We start from the raw sequence: 17,962 nt of genomic DNA on the forward strand, positions 1-17,962 counted from the left end.
CCCGCGATCGGTTCCAATCGGTTCCAACCGGTTCCGATCAGTTCAAATCAGTTCCCGGCCGCGTTCTCCCGGAAGATTATCTGGAAAGAATATGAAGAATATAAGGAATACCGTACACACAATCTAGTTTGTCGCGTGGAATCCTCAAGTATCGGGCGGATTTTGGGTGTGACTGAAGGGGCTGCTGTGGGGGGCTGGGGGATACCCGGTGGCCGGCCCGACGACTGCTCTGCGGCTGGCCATGACCATCCCAGTGACTGTCAGCGGCTGGTCAAAACGGGCACGTGCTGCGGGCCAATAGTCAAAAAGTGCGCCTGATTCTCAAGATAGCGACTGGTCAGACCCCAAAAATTACGGGCTGCACACGTGAATACGGGCTGCACACATGAATACGGGCTGCAAATGTGAAACTGTGCGAGTCTATGACACTTTCAGGCCATTTTTCGGGCCATTTTTGACATAAACGCGGTCAGTAACTCGGATCGACCCGCCGACGCTGCCATAAACGCAGTCAGTAACTCGCATTGAGGTAAGTATCGAAGGCGCCCACCCGCCGATGCGCCGGTCGACACGCTGAGCAGACACACTTTTGTGTATTACCCCGCGATTGCCGCGCACCCTAAACCCCCAGAAACACAAAACCCACGCAGAAATTACTTTCCACGTGGGAGAATCAAGGCTCACCCCATGAACACAACATGGACCTTGAAAAAGCCAAACATTCCGCGAGCCAAACTGAACAAAAGCCCAGTTCAGAACCGAACTTAGCCCCGAACTACTAAGTTTTACAGAGGCTTGACATCCAGAGCCTGCGGACCCTTCTGGCCCTCACCAATCTCGAACTCGACTGCCTGGTTCTCTTCCAGCGTCTTGAAACCAGTGCCCTGGATCTCGGAGTAGTGAACGAACACGTCGTTGCCACCGTCAGCTGGGGCGATAAACCCGAAGCCCTTCTCCGAGTTGAACCACTTCACAGTACCCTGTGCCATTACAAAACTTCCCAACTTCAGGATTCGATAAAACAAGTATTCGCCACGCACATCCGGCCACACACAATGGGGTAAACACGGCCAGAACACCCTTTCCGCCTCGCACGGGCTTTTGCTGGGTGCCCTTTGGCGGGCGATACACTCAAAAAGTCTGCCACGTTTGGGGCGCGAGCGCCGATTAGGAACAGCTTCTTGCCACCCCCGTAAACCCGTGTTCGGGGTTCGGAGAAACTGGGTTGCCGAATAGCGAAAATGTGGCTGGCAGGAAGCGTCGTCAAGCATATGAAGTGCGCGTTTATAGGAAAGGGTGGTGTCGGTGGAGTCATTTGGACGGGAGCTGCTGGGGCCGGTTATTCGTGCGCATCCGCGGGCGACGGTGACGCACATTGCGGATCTTCCTGCACGCGCTGGCGTGACCGCACCTTGGCCTGAGTGGGTGCCGGGCTGGCTGAAAGAAGTGCTGGTAGATCGCGGAATTGAGAACCTGTGGACTCATCAGGCAGCAACCGCGAACCTCGCCCGCGAGGGCGTGCACTGCGTCGTCGCGACGGGCACGGCGTCGGGTAAATCGCTCGGCTATCTGCTGCCCGTGCTCACAGAACTGTCCGCCACCCCCGCGGCCACCGCGCTGTACCTCTCCCCGACCAAGGCGCTGGGCGCCGATCAGCTGGACACTGCACGCGCGATGGCACCGGTGTCGCTGAGCTCGCTGATTTCGCTTTACGACGGCGACACCCCGCAAGACGCCCGGCGCGCGATTCGCGACCATGCCCGTTGGGTGTTTACCAACCCCGATATGCTGCATGTTTCGGTCCTCGGCAATCATGTTCGGTGGACGCGGATGCTGCGCAACCTGCGCTATATCGTCGTCGACGAATGCCACGCCTATCGAGGTGTATTCGGCGCCAACGTCGCCCAAATTCTGCGTCGCCTCCTGCGGCTGTCCCGGGAATATGGCGCCTCGCCAACCGTGATTTTTGCCTCTGCGACAACCAACGACCCTGCTGACCAGGCTCGTCGTCTCATTGGCGAGCCTGTCGAGGCCGTCACCGAAGACGGCGCCCCAGTCGGTGAGCGGACTATCGCCCTGTGGGAACCCGGCCTGCTCCCTGATCTCCAAGGTGAGAACGGTGCCCCCGTGCGCCGCCCCGCCCCGACAGAGGCCGCAGATATCATGGCCGACCTGCTCGTCGAGGGCGCCCGCACCCTGACCTTCACCCGTTCGCGGAGCAGTGCCGAGAAGGTAGCGCTCGGCGTGCGCGAGCGCCTGGAGAAGCGCCGCCGCAGCGATATCGCCGAACGCATCGAGTCTTACCGTGCCGGCTACCTGGCCGAAGAACGCCGCGACATCGAGCGCATGCTCGATGACGGCACCCTGCTTGGTGTAGCCACCACCAATGCACTGGAGCTGGGCATTGACGTCGGTGGCCTCGACGCGGTGGTGCAGGCCGGTTTCCCGGGCACGGTGGCTTCGTTCTGGCAGCAGGCCGGCCGCGCGGGCCGTCGTGGTCAGGGCGCGCTGGTGGTGTTGGTGGCTCGCGATGATCCCATGGACACTTACTTGGTCCACAACCCTTCCGCGCTGTTGGGCCGGCCGGTGGAGAAGACCGTCTTCGATCCCCGCAACCCGCATGTGGTGTGGTCACACCTCTACTGCGCGGCTGTGGAGAAACCCGTCACCACCAGCCAGCTTCAGGCATGGGGAACCCTACCCGTAGCCGAAGATATGGTGTCAGCGGGCTGGTTGCGCAAGCGCACCTGGGAAGGACAAGAACCCGTCTACTACCCGACCGACCGCGATGAGGGGCCGCGCATTGCCACTGCCCACGACGCCGTGAACGTCCGCGGCGGCGATGGCCAGGAAGTAGCCATCGTCGACCAGACCGATGGTCGACTGCTTGGCACCATCGATCTAGGCCGTGCGATGCAGCAGGTCCACGACGGTGCCGTCTACTTGCACCGCGGTGAGTCCTATCTTGTCGACCAGCTGGACTTCGACAGCCTCGTCGCCCTGGTCCACCCCGAGCAGCCGCGCTATTCCACCAGCTCGCGCATGGACACCACCATCCGCATTCTGGACGTTGACGATATGCGCCACTACCAGGGCCTACAGGTCGCTTCCTGCCAGGTCGAGGTCTTTCACCAGGTCACCTCCTATCTTCGTCGTCTGGATACCGGCGAGATTCTCGACAGTGTTGAACTTGACTACCCTCCGCAGCGTTTGGTCACGCGCGCCGTGGCTTACACAATGCCCGAGTCCACCCTGCGCTCGTGGGGTGTGGGCTCCGACATCGCGCCGGGGGCTCTCCACGCAGCCGAGCACGCGGCTATCGGCATGCTGCCCTTGATTGCCACCTGCGACCGCTGGGATATCGGCGGTGTTTCCACGGTCATGCACGCCGATACCCAGCAGCCCACCGTTTTTGTTTACGACGGGCACCCTGGTGGTGCGGGGTTTGCCGACCGCGGCTACGAGGCCTTCGCTCAGTGGGTTCGCGCGACCCGCGATGCTGTCGCTGCCTGCGAGTGCGAATCTGGCTGCCCATCGTGCATCCAGTCGCCCAAGTGCGGCAATGGCAACGATCCGTTGGACAAGGCCGGCGCAATCAAGGTGCTCAGTGGGGTCTCTCGCGCGCTTAACGACGGCCAGTAGCAGCATCCTCCACCGCTGCCGGCCCTGCCCTGGACGTGGCTTTTCTCTCCTTTCGTTGGACGCTGACCTGCACGTCCTCCCCATCAATCTCGCAAGCCACAAGGCGTGCGTGGTTAGATTTTGCGATTGACCCCGCAGCTTTGCAGGCGTCGTCGCTCTCTTGCGCAGCCACGGCGCCGGCCACCGCGGCCAGATCCGCTGCTACCGCTGCCTGCCGAGCCTGCACCACCCTCACCCCGGTTGTAACTCCAACCAAAGTCAGAACGACGAAAGCGGCGATGAACAGTGCGGCTGCGACTGTGGTGGAACCTTCTTCTTCGCGAAGAAGGCGGGCTGTCACGTTTCTCATGACGATGCCACTCTTTCCCGCAGTGCGACCGCACGTGCTTCCAGCGAAAATGGCCCCGCTGAGCGCCGAATGGTCACGCGCACGGTACCGGAGGTTTCCGATATCGCGACCTGTCCATCCGCGTCGGCGCGGAGCTCGGCTACTGTCTCCGCATCGCCCCGCGCCTCAGCCCGTGCGATGGCTCCGGCTGCGTCGGTAAGCCCTAGGTACATTGCGATGGTGACCAGCCCTGACAAAGCCGTGACCATGACCGTGACCAGTGCCGCGAGACCGAAAGCGGTTTCTACCGTGGTTTGGCCTTCGTCGCCGACGCACAGGCGATGAAGCGTAGAGCGGATGCGGCTAGACATCGGTGTTGAGCGCCCTTTCGATGATGTCGGTGAGCGCCTGGGTGATATCCCCGCCGGTCACGACGGTGTAAAGCAGGGCCCCGAAAGCGGCGGCCGCGATCGTTCCCAAAGCATATTCCACGGTTGACATGCCGTTTTCCTCAGTTGCCAGAGCGTGCAGACGCTTGTGCAAATACGAGCGCAGCTGGGACTGTGCAGCGGTCAGCGGATTGGTTGGAAGATTGGTTGGAACATTGGTTGGACGGTTGGAGTTTTGAGTGGTCATGAATGTTTCCCCCTATGTGGATGTCGAGTGACAGGTCAGTTGTGAGGTGTGATGTGCATTGACGCGCGTTGACCCGCGTTGACGCATGGTGGATTGCAGCGTGGCAGGTGGCCCGCGTGCACAAGCGAGAACGCAACCGAAAGCGCAACCAGCACTGCATCCGGCGCGTGCCAGCGCGCGAAGCTGGGCGCAGAACTGTCCGAGCTTCATGACGGCATCAGTCCTGCAAACATTTCGTCGGCAAGCCCGGCGATTGTGGGCACCAATCCCAGCACCACAAACGCGGGTAGAAAGCACAATGCCAGCGGCCCGGCAATGAGGACACCAGCCTTTTCAGCGACGGCTTGCGCCGCATCGTGCGCTTGACTGCGGTATGTGGCAGCGGTGTCCTCCAATGCCTGCGCCAGAACGGTGCCGGATTCGCTTGCGCGGCGCCCAGCCGTCGCCAGAGGCTCGAGCGCGGGCGTGGCAGCAAGACTGTCCCAAGCCGAGTGCGCGCCCACAGCTAACCTGGCGGAACACTGTCGAAGTGGCTCGGCCAGCTCAGGGTTTGCGCCATCGGCGGCTGCTTCCATGGCCTGGGACAATGGCATACCGGAGCTCAAACAAGCACCAATGATGTCGAGGGCCGCCGCGGCATCGAGCAGCACAGCCGGGCTGATGCGCTCACCGCCAATGACAGTTCGCACACGTTCCCTCACCTGTGCGGCAATCTGCGCCACCCGACTGGTCACCTGCCGGCGCACGCTTCCTCGCGTACGAGCATCCGACTCGGCTACCAATTCGGGCAGTCGGCTGCGGACGGGATTGAATGTCGGCAAGCAGAGGTAGGCGGCGATGAGAAGTGCGGCGGCAATCATTGTCCGGCCTCCGCACGATCGATGATGGCGACGGCCCATTCGATGCCCGCGCACACCAGCCCGACACCGATGACCAGCACAATTCCTCCGATACCGCGGCTGAGGAACTCGAAGGGGGACGCTCCGAAAGCTTGCCCCATAATCAGCCCGAAGACTGGGAGCGAAGCCAAAATGGCAATCGTCATGCGTGGTCCCGCCAGCGCGGCCGATGTCTGTGAGCGATGTGCCTGACGAGCCTGCAGATCACCCCGCGCACAGTCCAGTAACCCGGCCAAACTTAGACCATGTTGCTGCGCCACCGTCCACATACGCCCAATCCGACGCAGTTGCTCCGAAGACTCTTCGGTCTCCCACGGGTCGGCGAAGTTCGCGCGGTGCGCCGCGTGCGCAAGATGATCGGCCAACACAGTCATGTCCTCTGCCCTGCGCACTTCCGCTGCTGCCGCGTTGAGCGCTCTTGAGGCCGCCGCACCTGCGCGCAACTGCGCGGTCAAGGTTTCCAGCGCTACCGCAGCGCTGTCCGCTTCCCGACGTTCACAGCGCCTCTCCCCCACAGCGCGCACTACGGCCCCTGCGGTGCGGCCCAGCAATAGCCCGGCGATGACACCTGGAATCCCGGCGAGCCACAGCAACACAAGTGCCGGGCCTGCAACGATGAGGATTGATAGCCCTGCAGCTCTATTCGCACTGCCAGTGCTTGCGGCACTCGACCCCGTGGAACCAGCCCCAAGTCCAATCATGCGCTGCAACCACTTCAGTCCACAGGACACCTCACGGGCACGGCCTGCCAGCGCTCGCGAGCGCACCGCCGCCGAGCTGTCCGGCCAGATAGCGACTGCCGCAGCCGCGCCCCCAATGAGTACGGTCACGCTAAATCCCTCCCCCATAGCTGTTAATCTCCCCGTCTAATCCCCTGACTTTCCCCCGGGTTATTCCACCGACTGTTCCCTGCCGACCAGCAACTTCTGCAACGTTTCCCACCCCGACCCCGGCCCGTCCCGAGCAGTCCAAACCTCCACCACCTCCGGTGGGTTACCGCACAGCAGCCCGATCTGTGCCAGCCGGCGAACATCAGCGCGTTCGACCACCAACACCACCTGCACCGCAGAGACCAACTGCGCATGCAACCCAGCGCGACCAAGGCCACCGATCAGCCCCAAAGCCTCAAAGCGCGCGACGACATCCCCAATCCGGTTGGCGTGAATTGTCCCCGCCCCACCGCGATGCCCCGTGTTCAACGCAGCCAGCAGATCCACCACTTCGGCACCACGAATCTCACCGACGACAATGCGGTCGGGACGCATGCGCAACGCCTGCTTCAGCAACTCCTGCTGCCCAATCGCACCGGCCCCCTCCAAGTTGGCGGCTCTGGTCACCAGCTTCACCACATGCGGATGCTGCGGTTGCAACTCCGGAGTGTCCTCGATGCACACAATGCGCTGATCAGGATTAACTTCTGAGAGCATCGCCGCCAATAGCGTCGTCTTTCCCGCACCCGTGCCTCCGGCGACAATAAACGACAGCTGTCCCGCCACGATTCCCCGCAACACCGGCAGAATCTCCGGTGGAAACAGCCCGACATCGCACAACTCCGCAAGCCCGCGACGAGCCGGACGCAGCACCCGCAGGCTAATCTGAGTGCCGGTCGCCGACGGTGGTGAAAGCACCGCATGAACTCGCACACCACAGCCGCCGACACCACCAGGAATATGGCCGTCGGCCCAAGGTTGCGCGTCGTCAAGCCTTCGTCCGCACCGCGACGCGAGCCGCACCGCATACGCGCGCACCTCGCCCTCGTCCGCGAAGGAAATCTCGGCCAGCTCCAGTCCGTTGCCGGCATCGACCCAGACCTCGCCGGGCGCGGTGACCAGCACATCGCTGACACCCGGGCGGCGCAACAGCGCATCCAACACGCCCGCGCCCACTGTTTCCTCACGAATTGTGCGCAGAATCTCCAACACCTTCACATCGGAGACAACCCCCGCGGTCTCCGCGCGAATGATGTCGGCGACCTCGCTATGCGATGCCACCCCAGGCCGCTCCGCAAGCGCCGTCCGCACCGCCGCCAACAGCCTGACATCATCCATCGCCACCACCGCCGACAAGGGCAAACATCGCTTCCAATCCCCGCGTCAGCTTGCCGACGGCCCCAGCGAGCCCGCCCACATCTATCTCGTGAGCTACTTTCTTGCAGTACTCAATCTCACCAGCAATGGGCAGATCGAGCGCGTACTCAACCTCTTCGACACTGATATCGCGGTGCTGCTGGTGCCGAACCGCAAGACTTGGCGTGAATCCTGCCTGTGCACAGACGCTGGCCAGGTGTCCACCGGCTGCGATAGCTCGGACAGAGGTGGGCAGGATGATGACGGTGTCATCGGCAAGCGCGCCGAGAGTGGTGACGTACTCCACTTGCTTCGGGCAGTCCACGATGACCGTAATTCCGGCATGAATAAGGCAACTAATGGTGCTGGCAATGTGTCGAACATCGTCGGGTCTGTCGGTTCTGCCGAGTCTGTCGGCACTGTCGAATTTGGTGGCCGCCGAGGCGTGGTTGTAAGCCGTCTCGGGCGTGCGACTGCGGGTCCACGTCAACACTTTCAGCGCGGGTGATCGCGGGCAGGATGGCAGTGCTTCGTAAAGTGCCGCCCCGTCGAGACGGCCATCAGCAGCCGAGAAGTCTTGCCACCTCAGCCCCGGTTCCGTTTCCATCCCGAGCACCAGATCAATACCTCCCGCCAGCGCATCTGCGTCCACCAAGCAGATGGGCCTTTCGCGGGAAAGAACCAATGCACTCGCTGCCGCCGTAATGGAAGCACCGGCACCGCCGACCGCAGGAACCAACATCAGGCACGTTGCCGTGGAATCGGTTGTAGTTGCTGGCACGTTCGGTACGGGTTCTGTACCTGGTGCTGTAATCACGTCTGCGCTCGCAGGTGACGCTGGGGTGTGTTGGAAATCGGAGAGCCTCGGGCCATTCGGGCGTACCTCGGTTCGGCCGAGCAGTTCGACAATATCGACGTTATCCGCAGGCAAACTGGCGCTGTAAACAGGAGCTAAAACCTTCGCCACCTGCGTATCTTCCGCCTCAGTATCACTGCGGACCAGAAAGATTGCTCCCTCGCAATGAGGCCGCCCGGCTAATCTTCGGGCTGCCGACGCATCAACGAACACCGCTGGTGCCCGACGCCACAGGGCCGATGAAATTCCCGCTCCGGTCGATGCGGGCACTGACGCTGTGGCTGATACTGGTGGTGATGCTGGCGACGATGTCAATGCTTGTGCGGCCACTGGCGCTGCAGCCACAGGTGGCATGGTCTCTTGCACACAGTCACGACCGGTAGCAGCAACTATGAGTGCGACCTCTTCACGCAGCGCTTCATCATCGACAGCGTTGACTACTGGATTTGCTGGAGCCTCGGTTCGCGGAGCCATGGACAGTTTCTTGATTGCCATGGCCATAGCGTGCACTAAAAGGCGGATTCAATGATGCTCGCAAGAGGCCAAAACCTCGCTGTCTGTGGATAGTTTTCAAACTGTGGATAACTGCCGAACGCTACGTTGCCCTGGTCTTATGACTGCTGCGCGGCCTGGCCAATACAAGTTAGTGACTGCGTTGGGTTAAGTGACAAAAGGGGATGCGGATGGAATCTTGGAGGATTCCATCCGCATCCCCTTTTGTCTATTAACCCGGAAAACCCCACATGAGGGATTCATGCGGGGTTGAGAGGGGGCTAGAAGAATAAACTACTTTCGAAAAACTCTGGTTACTGCTCCAATTACCAACAGGAGTAGCAAAACGACAGCAATAAAAGCGGCTACCGGGGGACCGAAAGCCAAGTCTAAGTTAATTCCAAAGACTTCACCATTAATCGAATAGGCAACTATAGCAATGGCGGCCAAAATCAAGGCTAAGACGTTAACAGCTACAGCGAATTTTGTGTACAACGTCCTTCCGCTTGACCGGTCGGAGAAGAACAAAAGCAGCCACACCACTTGAATAGCTAACGCTAAAGCGTAAGCGAGTATGATTCCGGTGCCCCGTTCTGGAGATGGAATTAGCGCAACGCAGGCAGCAGATCCGAGCAGTGCAAATGGGTAACCGACTTGGTATATGAGTTTTTTATTCGAATGTTCCATACTTAAGCCTTAGTTAAAGATTGGCGGCTTGGGGTTTCCGCTCTTTCCACCGTTTTGTTCAACGGCAAAGACGTATCCATCCGCAGTACGTCGACAATCGAGCGCGGAGTCAGGATCGGTAGCGTACTTCTCGTTGCAGTTGGCATACAAGTTGCTACGAAACTCCTCGTCACAGTTCATTTTGCCCTCACTTTTTACGGTAGGTACGGCATTTGGATTAGCGTCATAGCACATGTCGTGGCGGGCGCAGGGGCCTCTGAAATCCACACCAGGTTGGTCAGGAGATGAGGTACACCAGTCATGTCGCCCCTTGTACAGTTTTGCATCATCTCCAGGCTGCATATGATCCGGTAGTGTCATAAACTCGCACAGTTTCACATTTGCAGCCCGCATTTTTACTACATCCCCCTCAACATTGGGCCAAAAAGGGGGCGACGCCCCGCGCCGGGGGGGGGATTGGCGCGAGGCGTCTTTAACCGGCTCGGGGGGGGATTGAGCCGGGGCGGCCTCGCAGTCTGTTTCTAAAAAGAACTAGAAGGGGCCAGCCACGTCCAAGTATTACATATCCCGAGGAATCTGCAAATACCTTTTAAAGGATTTAATGCCCAATATGTTCGATGTCACGTCTCCTCGATTAATCGCGCTGCCCCGAAGGCCACCGCCCCAACCGGACTGCCCCAGCCCCCCAGTCCCCCACCCAGCAGTTAAACACTCATAATGCTCTCCACGAGCCCGACATCCATGGGTAAGCTCAGAGTCTATGAACACCGGCGAGAACAAGGCTTCAACAACGCCGCAGCCGCACGTTTCTACGGACACACGCATCACGGAAGATGCCCCCGCCACCGCTGACGCTCGCGTCGCTGCGTTCTTTGACCTGGATAAAACCATTATTGCCAAGAGCTCGGCATATGCGTTCAACAAGCAATTCCTCGAGCGCGGCATCATTTCGCCGACGGACATGCTGCAAATGGCGCTCAGCCACGCCCTGTACATGTCGCAGGGGCACGATGAGGCGCAAATGGAGGCCACCCGCGAGCAGTTTTCCGCCCTTATCGCTGGTCACAGCGCCAGGGAGCTGCGCCAGGTCGCCATCGAAACCCTAGAGCAGAACATCACGCCGTACATCTACGCCGAGGCATTGGAGCTCATTCGTGAACACCGCGCACAGGGGCATCAGGTGTTCATTATCTCGGCTTCGGCTCGGCAGATTGTTGAGCCCATTGCGCAGGCGCTCGGTGTCTACAACGTGGTGGCCACCGAGCTGGAGGTCCGCGATGGGCTCTTCACGGGTGAAACGGAGTTCTTCTGCCGAGGCGAAAACAAGGCCGTGCAAATGCGTCGGATAGCGGAAAAGCGCCAGTTCGACCTGGCCGAATGCTTCGCATACTCGGATTCCATCACTGATGAGCCCATGCTGGCTGCAGTCGGCCATCCCGTTGTGGTCAATCCCGATCGCGCTCTGCGCAAGATCGCGACAGAGCGGGAGTGGCCTGTGCGCCAATTCCGGAATCCCGTCCCGCTGTTTCGCGCGCCGTCGAAACGCAATGCTGCAATTCTTGCCGGCGTCACACTGGCGCTTGGCGCAGGTGCGACGCTGTTGGCACTGCGCAAAAACGACGACGAGTCAAAGGCCGAATAACCCACCATCCGGCAGCCGGCCCGCCTACACAGCTTCGGCGATACCGCGTGCTTCCACGGCACCGGCCTTCAGCCCCTCCAGGTGCAGGAGAATCCACGCACGCAGGCCATCGGCGCTTCCCGACGCGAACCCCTCTGCGGCCTCGAAATACTCCTGACGGTGGCGAGTCCAGTAGACCTCGGGCACGGCCAAGCCACGCGGATCCAGGCCGGTTGCGACAGTTGTCAGCCGCGAGGCGGCGCGGGCGATGATGCCGTTGTGGTACTCGAATGGACGCAGAGTCAGCAGCTCACCGTGCACAATCGCCGAGAGCACACCAGCGTGGACCTGACTGCGGCCAGTGATGAAGTCACCGAGCACGTGCAGACGCTGCTCCTTCATCGCAGACGAGAGCTTGTCGTCACCGACCGGACGGCCGGCCTTCATCCGCGCTTCGGAACCGTCTTCAGTCTCACCTGCGGGCGATGCGTTCAACGCAAACTTGGCCAGCACTTGCTGCGGAGCGCGCTGCCACACGCGAGTGGTCTCACCAATCGACTCGGGGGAAATGGTGTCGGCAACCCGCAGGGCTGCTGCGAGCACGGGGTCGGTGATGTTGCCGTCGTCGGGAAGCGATGGCTCGCCGCCTTCTAGCCACGCCGATGCCCGAGCGCCACGCAGGACCGACTCGGAGCCGGTGACGTTGTGCTTGCGCAGGTTGGCCTTGTGCCTGTGGACGGCCTGGATAGCCTTGGCCGCGACATCTGCCGCGTGCGCAACGCCGTCGAGCTGCCACAGCGGCGCGAGGGGGTCTTTGGGGTCAAGCTGCGGAATAGCAGCGGCGGGAGCACTGTCAGCGCCACCGGCACCCGATTCAGATGCCTTCGCCTGCGCTGCCTCACGCTCTGCGCGCTTCTTCGCCGACACGGAGGACACACCCAGGCTCATGCCAGCTAGGCCACTCTTTCCGGCACCGGCGCCATTGCCAACACCATTGCTAGCACCGGCACCAACTCCATCGGCTCCACGCACGTTCTCAGGCTGATTGTTCATATCCCACACCCTAATTCTTCACCGCTAAGTAAGTGACAAACTTATATAGAAATGGTCAAAGATGAGAAAAACTTCAACGAGTTCTTGGCTTTTTCGCCCTTATGGCGCGCTCTACCCACAATCAGAGGTAGTATGGCAGTTTGTAACTGCAGTTTTAAAGTTTCAAACCATCTTTTCCAACCATCTGCGTAGGAGGAAGTACACGTGAGCAACGACGATACGAAGGGTCTCTTTACCGACGGCACCGAACCGCGTGTTACCGCTATCCCGCTGAGTGATGTGGATAGCAACGCTTCGGGCGATGCTAGCGTCGGCCAGCTCGTGTCTAATGCTTCTTCGCAGATTTCCGCTCTGGTTCGCTCTGAGATTGAGCTGGCCAAGGCTGAAATTGCTGGCGAGGCTAAGAAAGGCGCAGTTGGCGGTGGCTTCTTCGCGGTTGCCGGCGTCGTCGCGCTGTACTCCTCGTTCTTCTTTTTCTTCTTCCTCGGCTGGCTGCTGGATGTTTGGCTGCCAACCTGGGCTGCGTTCCTCATCGTTTTCGTTCTGATGCTGGTCATCGCCGGTGTCGCAGCACTGCTGGGTCTGAAGAAGGTCAAGTCGATCCGCAAGCCGGAGAAGACCATCGAGTCGATGCAGGAGCTGAAGGGGGTCGTGCCGTCGGGGTCGGCGAAGAAGTCTTCGCAGCCGAACGGTATGTACACCTAAAGGCTTGAAAGAAATTGGGCGGGACTTTGTTGGTCTCACCCTTTTGTCTTATTCAGTCCCGGTTTAAGCCCTTCGGATAAGGTATTTTCGCCTCATGACCTCCCTCAGCGATTCTCTCACTGGCCCCTGGCGTCATCGTCTCATTCACGTCCGCGGCCAGCGCCTACACATCGCCGAGTGCGGCCGCCCCTCCGACCCGCTCGTGTTGTTTATTCACGGCTCGACTGGCGGTTGGTTTGAATGGCGCGAGGTTTTGCCACTGCTTAACGACGACTCGGGAGACCCCCTCCCCGTGCACGCTGTGGCTATTTCCATGCGTGGCTACGGCCAGTCCGACCGAACACCGCAAGGCTACGACCCGTTTGAGGCGGCCCAGGACATCGCCTCGTCGATTCGCTCGTTGGGGCACTCGACCGCGCTGCTGGTCTGCCAGGGGTTCGGCACGTGGGTGGCGTGGACGTTGGCTTCGCGACAGCCAAACCTTGTTGCCGGAATCATTGGTTGTGGTGCTGCGCATCCGAAAGTGTGGCTCAACCAGTTGAAGAGCCCGTGGTCGGAGGACTTCCGCAGTAGCCTGGCTCCGCTGCTGCGCCGTTCGTGGTGGGACTCGCGACCGCGAGTACCAAGGTTGCGTCGCAATAAGTTCAGCACACAGGCGGCTGAGGCTCGCCAGCAGCGGCTCATTGACCGCATCGTGCGCGAGTCCATGTCCACCACCGGGCAGGGGTTTGCCGAGGCCCCCAAGGGAAAACAGACCGCGGAACTCATGGCTGACAGCCTGGCCAGTGGGGCACTCCGTCCTGCACTGGCACACATGAATTGGTGGACGCGACCGGCTCCGGTCGCTTTCCGCAAGTGGTTGGGTGCGATGGAGGGGTCGTCGACAAGCGATGAGCACACGGTGCTGCTCGTCGGCGAGCAGGACACTCGTACCCCACGTGCGCTGGTGAAGCTCAGCTCCACCCATGTGCGCGTCATCCCGGGCTGTGGGCACTTCCTGCCGGTAGAGAAACCGCAGGCTGTGGTGCAGGCAATCAGGGATCACCTGCACTGGTTGCCGGAGGGGTCTTAAGGATCGGGCCTTTTAGCCCTCTACCTGCCCCGTTACCTTGAAGTCATCCCCGATAATGGGGATAGTCGCTGGGCTGGGCATGACTTAATCGCCCTGTAGTTTCAATAATCCGGGAGTAGTGCCACCCGGCACCAGGACATTCGATGACAGCTAATAGGGACGCAGCCGGAATCTCCAGGTCTCAATGTAGACGTGGGTGTGCTCCACGAATGCCATGACACCAGCGACTGGCAAATCCACCACGTTTCCCCCTAGGAACCATCCATGTCGCAGGATACTCCCATCGACATTTTCCTTGGCCTAGATGTAGGCAAATCCCAACACCATCGGAGCGCTACCCATTGCGGTTGCCCGCCAACGCGGTTGCCAGGTCGGCTACTCACCAGGCTTGGCCATGCGAAAAGCCACGAATCCCTACCCTGTACAGGCGAAAACCGACAATCGCGACGCCTTCATCATCGCCGATACTGCACGAACAATGCCGCACACCCTGCGGTCGGTTGGTCGAAACAGCGAAGTACTCTCAGCCCTCAAGATGCTATCCGGCTTTGACGATGACATACCTCGTGACTGCACCAGAACCGTCAACCGGCTACGCAGCGTGCTCACCCAAATCTACCCCAGCCTGGAGCGTGTTCTCGCTGACAGCCAACATTAAAGCACTAAAAGCCCAACGCGAAACTATCACCAGCCAGGTCGGGGACATGCTGGAGGATTTTCCTGCCTCCGAGGTCTTGGATCCAGCATGCCGGGAATCGGCATCAAGACCGCAGCGCAGATGCCGCTTTCCATCGGTGATGGATCCCACTTCGCATTCTCTGGTCATCTGACCGCCTATGCAGGAATTGCGCCTGTGACACGAAGATCAGGCTCATCAATGCGAGGTGAGTTCCCATCCAATACAGGAAACAAGCGACTGAAAAATGCTCTGTTCTACTGAAGCGTTTGCTGCCATGCGAAGCCACGAAACGTCCCGAACCTACTACGGGCGCAAAAGAGCAAAAGGCAAACGCCACAATGCGCCCCACTCATGTGCCTATCCAGACGTAGATGTAACGTCATCTACGCCATGCTCAAAACAAGGAATTCTACCGAAACGCACCTACCAAACAATCAGTAGCAGTTTAAGTCGAGCAGCAATCAGTCCCACCAACACCAATTGATGGGCTCAATAAACCGTGCCTAGAACCCATCCCCAAGAGTTTCACCTAAGAACTCCGATTGGGGCTTGACAAAAACATAGGGCCACCCCCAGTAGACCATCATGCGCGCTTTTACAGTTGGTGAGCTTTGACGCTCAGATTGGTTTGAAGTACAGTTTCGGCCTATGAAGATTCGTTCCTAATTCGACGCGCTCTTATTCATCGTTGACTCGAAGGCGGAACTTGGCATGCCTATTTCTTTTTCCCACCTCTCTTTTGCCTGGCCAGACGGCACTCCTTGTTTTTCAGACTTAAGCGCTACATTCACTGCGCCTTTCACCGGTCTTGTGGGCGCTAATGGCTCAGGAAAATCGACCCTCGCTAAGGTATTGGCCGGCATCTATCAACCCACTTCTGGCACGGTGGAGGCCCCTAAAATCGGTTACCTTGACCAAGATTTAGGGCTCAAAGTGACCGACACCATCGCAGATGTATTTAAAGCCCGCGAGATCTTAGATGCCATAGCGGAGATCGAAGCGGGCAACTACTCCGAGGAACTCGCGGACATCGTTGCTGACAACTGGGATCTAAAGGAACGGATTCAGGCCGCCCTTAGCGCGTCGGAATTGAATTTTTCTCTTACTCGCAGCGTCGGCAGCCTGTCGGGAGGAGAGGCAGTCGCTGTGGCGCTGACGGCGTTGTTTTTCTCCCAACCAGAGATGATTGTTCTTGATGAGCCCACGAACAATCTCGACGCCGCCGCCAAGGAGCGCCTCCTACATATGATTGACGCTTCCCAGGTGCCCATGGTGGTCATCTCGCACGATCGGGAGCTGCTCAACCACGCTGACGAGATCGCTGAGCTCTATCACGGCTCATTACGTATGTTTAGCGGAAACTTTGAGCACTACCGTCAAACCATCGACCACGAACAGGAAGCCGTGCGGGCGGAAGTAAGTGAGGCCAGAGCCTCCTATCACAAGGAAGTTCGACAACGTGCCGAGATGCAGACACGGCTCGCCCGTGACGCCCGCCGTGGGAGAAAGTTCGCTACCTCCAAACGCAAGCCCGGCATGGCCATGGGAAACGATAAGAACCGATCTCAGGTCTCGTCAGCCAAGCGTGCCAGTGATGCCGCAGCCTCGGTGTCACAAGCTCGGGCAAGTTATGACTTGGCGCAGCTTAGGTTGCGGGAGGACACTCACGTTCACATCGAGCTTCCCGATACCAGCCTTCCCAATGCCACGCGCGTTCTGGACAGCGAGATGTTGACAATCGTCGGCCCCGAACGTGTTCGACTCGCCGGTGCCAATGGGTCGGGAAAAACTACGTTTCTCAATCGGATTGCCAGCGGCGAAGTCGACTATGCGCTGCCCTGCGGCTACCTACGCCAACGCATCACATTGCCGGCGGAAAAGAGTGTGTGGGAGCTGGTCGCGGAAAGCAATCCGCAGGCTGACCTGCAGCTTATCCGCGACAAGCTGGCGCAACTGTTGTTCCAGAATGACAGTGTCCACGCACCGGTGAGGCAACTTTCCGGAGGCGAGCGGTTCCGCGTCGAGTGCGCGCGCGTGCTGCTTGCGTCCCCCGCACCGCAGTTCCTGCTGGTTGACGAGCCGACTAACAACTTGGATATCCCCACCGTGGACTGGCTTGTCGACGTTCTCTCTGCCTACCGCGGAGCGTTACTCGTCGTCAGCCACGATGAATACTTCTGTTCGAACCTTTCGCTGGATCGCACCATCGAGCTTTAAAAGCATTTTGCAATGGGTCAGTCGGCACACGAAAACGGGCGAGTAATTGACACCTCGAATGTGCTCAGGCAGCGCCTCTTTGAATTGAACCATGACGATATCGTGATTCCATGCATTGTGCCCCCCCTCAAAAGCACTCGCTGTCACTTTGAGTCGTATTTTTCCACCGTCTTGAGCGGTCATCATTGAAAATGGGGCCAAGTGCATAGGCTGCTGTGTTTTTATGAAGTCACTATAGGTGCCGTAATTTTGCCATGTCACGCGCTTAGCATTGTGGGCGACGGTCGGGGAAGCTGAGCTTGCCACCTTGCGGTGGGTGTACTGGGGGGACACCAATCGGCTTCACGAAGCACTGGGCTACGCCACCCCACAGGAAATAAAAACCGATTACTATCACACCCAGCCCATCAACATAGGGTCGTAAAATATGCGGAACTAAACTCAGGATGTCGATTCGGGATAGTTGGTACCGCGATTCTGCGCATTTGGTACCTGTTTTTCTGTGTAGCCGGAACTGCAAACGATTTTCTCTCATAGTTGATGTTGGAAGTACCGTCGTCTGATGCTGTCTGTGTCTGCGTCAGCTCCTGCTTCGAGCGATCCATCTGGAGCCCTGCCCACGAGATACAACACTGTCGCGATACCAGGCCGACAACATCTCGTTGCGCAGTCCGAGAGCCCCGCACGTCCTAAGTTGCCAAGAGGCCAACCAAACCGTTACCGATCCATTGCCAACACTACTGTCGAACAGCTGGTTGCAACACAGCGGACACCGAACAACCGAACCCACATTGGTGACCTCAACATGCGCGCGGCCAGCGCCCGTTAACTCCGAACTGTTATTGCATCCAGCCGGGTTGCCGCAGTCGGCCCGGCCCCTGTGCCGGTACCAACTACGCGGAAGGTGGAAGTACCGATTCTTCGGAATACCGGTACCAGAAACCTGCATCTAAAACCCCAGGACACCTCAGTCATAAGAAAACCCCAACAACCAGAGGCAACCCAAGGC

At 59.4% G+C, this 17,962-nt stretch carries 16 protein-coding genes and 2 pseudogenes; 7 read left to right on the plus strand and 11 right to left on the minus strand.

What is annotated here, in order from left to right:
• Positions 1 to 785: 785 nt before the first annotated feature.
• Positions 786 to 989: a cold-shock protein gene (locus CORAM0001_RS08290; protein WP_005511370.1), complete on the minus strand. Its 204-nt coding sequence runs from the start codon at positions 987 to 989 to the stop codon at positions 786 to 788.
• 316 nt (positions 990 to 1,305) lie between these two features.
• Between CORAM0001_RS08290 and CORAM0001_RS08295 the strand changes: the two genes are divergently transcribed.
• A complete protein-coding gene (locus CORAM0001_RS08295) occupies positions 1,306 to 3,642 on the plus strand; it encodes a DEAD/DEAH box helicase (RefSeq protein ID WP_040361672.1) in 2,337 nt (778 codons plus the stop codon).
• Here CORAM0001_RS08295 and CORAM0001_RS08300 read toward each other — a convergent pair.
• The 9 genes from CORAM0001_RS08300 to CORAM0001_RS11095 all read right to left on the minus strand — a co-directional run bounded on the left by CORAM0001_RS08300 (position 3,626) and on the right by CORAM0001_RS11095 (position 9,999).
• Positions 3,626 to 3,991 carry an Rv3654c family TadE-like protein gene (locus CORAM0001_RS08300; protein WP_040361675.1) on the minus strand — a complete coding sequence of 122 codons (366 nt, stop codon included), beginning with the start codon at positions 3,989 to 3,991 and terminating at the stop codon, positions 3,626 to 3,628. The two genes, CORAM0001_RS08295 and CORAM0001_RS08300, sit on opposite strands and share 17 nt — an antisense overlap.
• Complete coding sequence (locus CORAM0001_RS08305; protein ID WP_050773635.1) at positions 3,988 to 4,341, minus strand: TadE family type IV pilus minor pilin; 354 nt, start codon at positions 4,339 to 4,341, stop codon at positions 3,988 to 3,990. The genes CORAM0001_RS08300 and CORAM0001_RS08305 overlap by 4 nt, the downstream gene beginning before the upstream one ends.
• Complete coding sequence (locus CORAM0001_RS08310; RefSeq protein ID WP_005511372.1) at positions 4,334 to 4,606, minus strand: DUF4244 domain-containing protein; 273 nt, start codon at positions 4,604 to 4,606, stop codon at positions 4,334 to 4,336. The genes CORAM0001_RS08305 and CORAM0001_RS08310 overlap by 8 nt, the downstream gene beginning before the upstream one ends.
• A gap of 206 nt (positions 4,607 to 4,812) precedes the next feature.
• The gene (locus CORAM0001_RS08315; RefSeq protein WP_005511368.1) at positions 4,813 to 5,466 is read right to left on the minus strand and encodes a type II secretion system F family protein; all 654 of its coding nucleotides are present in this window, start codon (positions 5,464 to 5,466) and stop codon (positions 4,813 to 4,815) included.
• Positions 5,463 to 6,335, minus strand: a complete 873-nt coding sequence (locus CORAM0001_RS08320; RefSeq protein WP_005511344.1) for a type II secretion system F family protein — start codon at positions 6,333 to 6,335, stop codon at positions 5,463 to 5,465. The genes CORAM0001_RS08315 and CORAM0001_RS08320 overlap by 4 nt, the downstream gene beginning before the upstream one ends.
• Before the next feature lie 60 nt (positions 6,336 to 6,395).
• On the minus strand, positions 6,396 to 7,553 hold the full coding sequence (locus tag CORAM0001_RS08325) for a TadA family conjugal transfer-associated ATPase (RefSeq protein WP_081451120.1): 1,158 nt from the start codon (positions 7,551 to 7,553) through the stop codon (positions 6,396 to 6,398).
• Entirely contained in the window at positions 7,546 to 8,922 is a 1,377-nt protein-coding gene (locus tag CORAM0001_RS08330) for a CpaE-like family protein (protein WP_244262037.1), read from the minus strand. The genes CORAM0001_RS08325 and CORAM0001_RS08330 overlap by 8 nt, the downstream gene beginning before the upstream one ends.
• Before the next feature lie 291 nt (positions 8,923 to 9,213).
• On the minus strand, positions 9,214 to 9,606 hold the full coding sequence (locus CORAM0001_RS08335) for a hypothetical protein (protein WP_040361682.1): 393 nt from the start codon (positions 9,604 to 9,606) through the stop codon (positions 9,214 to 9,216).
• Between the two features lie 9 nt (positions 9,607 to 9,615).
• Complete coding sequence (locus CORAM0001_RS11095; protein WP_081451121.1) at positions 9,616 to 9,999, minus strand: phospholipase A2; 384 nt, start codon at positions 9,997 to 9,999, stop codon at positions 9,616 to 9,618.
• A 367-nt stretch (positions 10,000 to 10,366) separates the two neighbouring features.
• Here CORAM0001_RS11095 and CORAM0001_RS08340 point away from each other — a divergent pair, with 367 nt between their 5' ends.
• Positions 10,367 to 11,248, plus strand: a complete 882-nt coding sequence (locus CORAM0001_RS08340; protein ID WP_005511336.1) for an HAD family hydrolase — start codon at positions 10,367 to 10,369, stop codon at positions 11,246 to 11,248.
• Positions 11,249 to 11,272: 24 nt separating this feature from the next.
• Here CORAM0001_RS08340 and CORAM0001_RS08345 read toward each other — a convergent pair whose 3' ends face one another.
• Complete coding sequence (locus tag CORAM0001_RS08345) at positions 11,273 to 12,280, minus strand: Fic family protein (protein ID WP_005511343.1); 1,008 nt, start codon at positions 12,278 to 12,280, stop codon at positions 11,273 to 11,275.
• Between the two features lie 204 nt (positions 12,281 to 12,484).
• Here CORAM0001_RS08345 and CORAM0001_RS08350 point away from each other — a divergent pair, with 204 nt between their 5' ends.
• The 5 genes and pseudogenes from CORAM0001_RS08350 to CORAM0001_RS11350 form a co-directional block, all read left to right on the plus strand.
• Entirely contained in the window at positions 12,485 to 12,985 is a 501-nt protein-coding gene (locus CORAM0001_RS08350) for a phage holin family protein (protein WP_005511335.1), read from the plus strand.
• A 94-nt stretch (positions 12,986 to 13,079) separates the two neighbouring features.
• On the plus strand, positions 13,080 to 14,057 hold the full coding sequence (locus CORAM0001_RS08355; RefSeq protein ID WP_005511334.1) for an alpha/beta fold hydrolase: 978 nt from the start codon (positions 13,080 to 13,082) through the stop codon (positions 14,055 to 14,057).
• A gap of 316 nt (positions 14,058 to 14,373) precedes the next feature.
• A pseudogene (locus CORAM0001_RS11710) lies at positions 14,374 to 15,185 on the plus strand (IS110 family transposase); the annotation flags it as partial.
• A gap of 262 nt (positions 15,186 to 15,447) precedes the next feature.
• Positions 15,448 to 16,953: an ABC-F family ATP-binding cassette domain-containing protein gene (locus CORAM0001_RS08365; protein WP_005511339.1), complete on the plus strand. Its 1,506-nt coding sequence runs from the start codon at positions 15,448 to 15,450 to the stop codon at positions 16,951 to 16,953.
• A 274-nt stretch (positions 16,954 to 17,227) separates the two neighbouring features.
• Positions 17,228 to 17,377, plus strand: a pseudogene (locus tag CORAM0001_RS11350) (IS3-like element IS3501 family transposase); the annotation flags it as partial.
• Positions 17,378 to 17,962 lie beyond the last annotated feature (585 nt).

The organism is Corynebacterium amycolatum SK46 (assembly GCF_000173655.1).
GTDB classification, from domain to species: Bacteria; Actinomycetota; Actinomycetes; order Mycobacteriales; family Mycobacteriaceae; genus Corynebacterium; species Corynebacterium amycolatum_A.

Excerpts from the sequence above, each read along its gene's own strand:
- CORAM0001_RS08290 (WP_005511370.1), bottom strand. The coding sequence starts at position 989 with ATGGCACAGGGTACTGTGAAGTGGTTCAACTCGGAGAAGGGCTTCGGG.
- CORAM0001_RS08300 (WP_040361675.1), bottom strand. The coding sequence starts at position 3,991 with ATGAGAAACGTGACAGCCCGCCTTCTTCGCGAAGAAGAAGGTTCCACC.
- CORAM0001_RS08305 (WP_050773635.1), bottom strand. The coding sequence starts at position 4,341 with ATGTCTAGCCGCATCCGCTCTACGCTTCATCGCCTGTGCGTCGGCGAC.
- CORAM0001_RS08310 (WP_005511372.1), bottom strand. The coding sequence starts at position 4,606 with ATGACCACTCAAAACTCCAACCGTCCAACCAATGTTCCAACCAATCTT.
- CORAM0001_RS08315 (WP_005511368.1), bottom strand. The coding sequence starts at position 5,466 with ATGATTGCCGCCGCACTTCTCATCGCCGCCTACCTCTGCTTGCCGACA.
- CORAM0001_RS08325 (WP_081451120.1), bottom strand. The coding sequence starts at position 7,553 with ATGGATGATGTCAGGCTGTTGGCGGCGGTGCGGACGGCGCTTGCGGAG.
- CORAM0001_RS08330 (WP_244262037.1), bottom strand. The coding sequence starts at position 8,922 with ATGGCAATCAAGAAACTGTCCATGGCTCCGCGAACCGAGGCTCCAGCA.
- CORAM0001_RS08335 (WP_040361682.1), bottom strand. The coding sequence starts at position 9,606 with ATGGAACATTCGAATAAAAAACTCATATACCAAGTCGGTTACCCATTT.
- CORAM0001_RS11095 (WP_081451121.1), bottom strand. The coding sequence starts at position 9,999 with ATGCGGGCTGCAAATGTGAAACTGTGCGAGTTTATGACACTACCGGAT.
- CORAM0001_RS08340 (WP_005511336.1), top strand. The coding sequence starts at position 10,367 with ATGAACACCGGCGAGAACAAGGCTTCAACAACGCCGCAGCCGCACGTT.
- CORAM0001_RS08345 (WP_005511343.1), bottom strand. The coding sequence starts at position 12,280 with ATGAACAATCAGCCTGAGAACGTGCGTGGAGCCGATGGAGTTGGTGCC.
- CORAM0001_RS08355 (WP_005511334.1), top strand. The coding sequence starts at position 13,080 with ATGACCTCCCTCAGCGATTCTCTCACTGGCCCCTGGCGTCATCGTCTC.
- CORAM0001_RS08365 (WP_005511339.1), top strand. The coding sequence starts at position 15,448 with ATGCCTATTTCTTTTTCCCACCTCTCTTTTGCCTGGCCAGACGGCACT.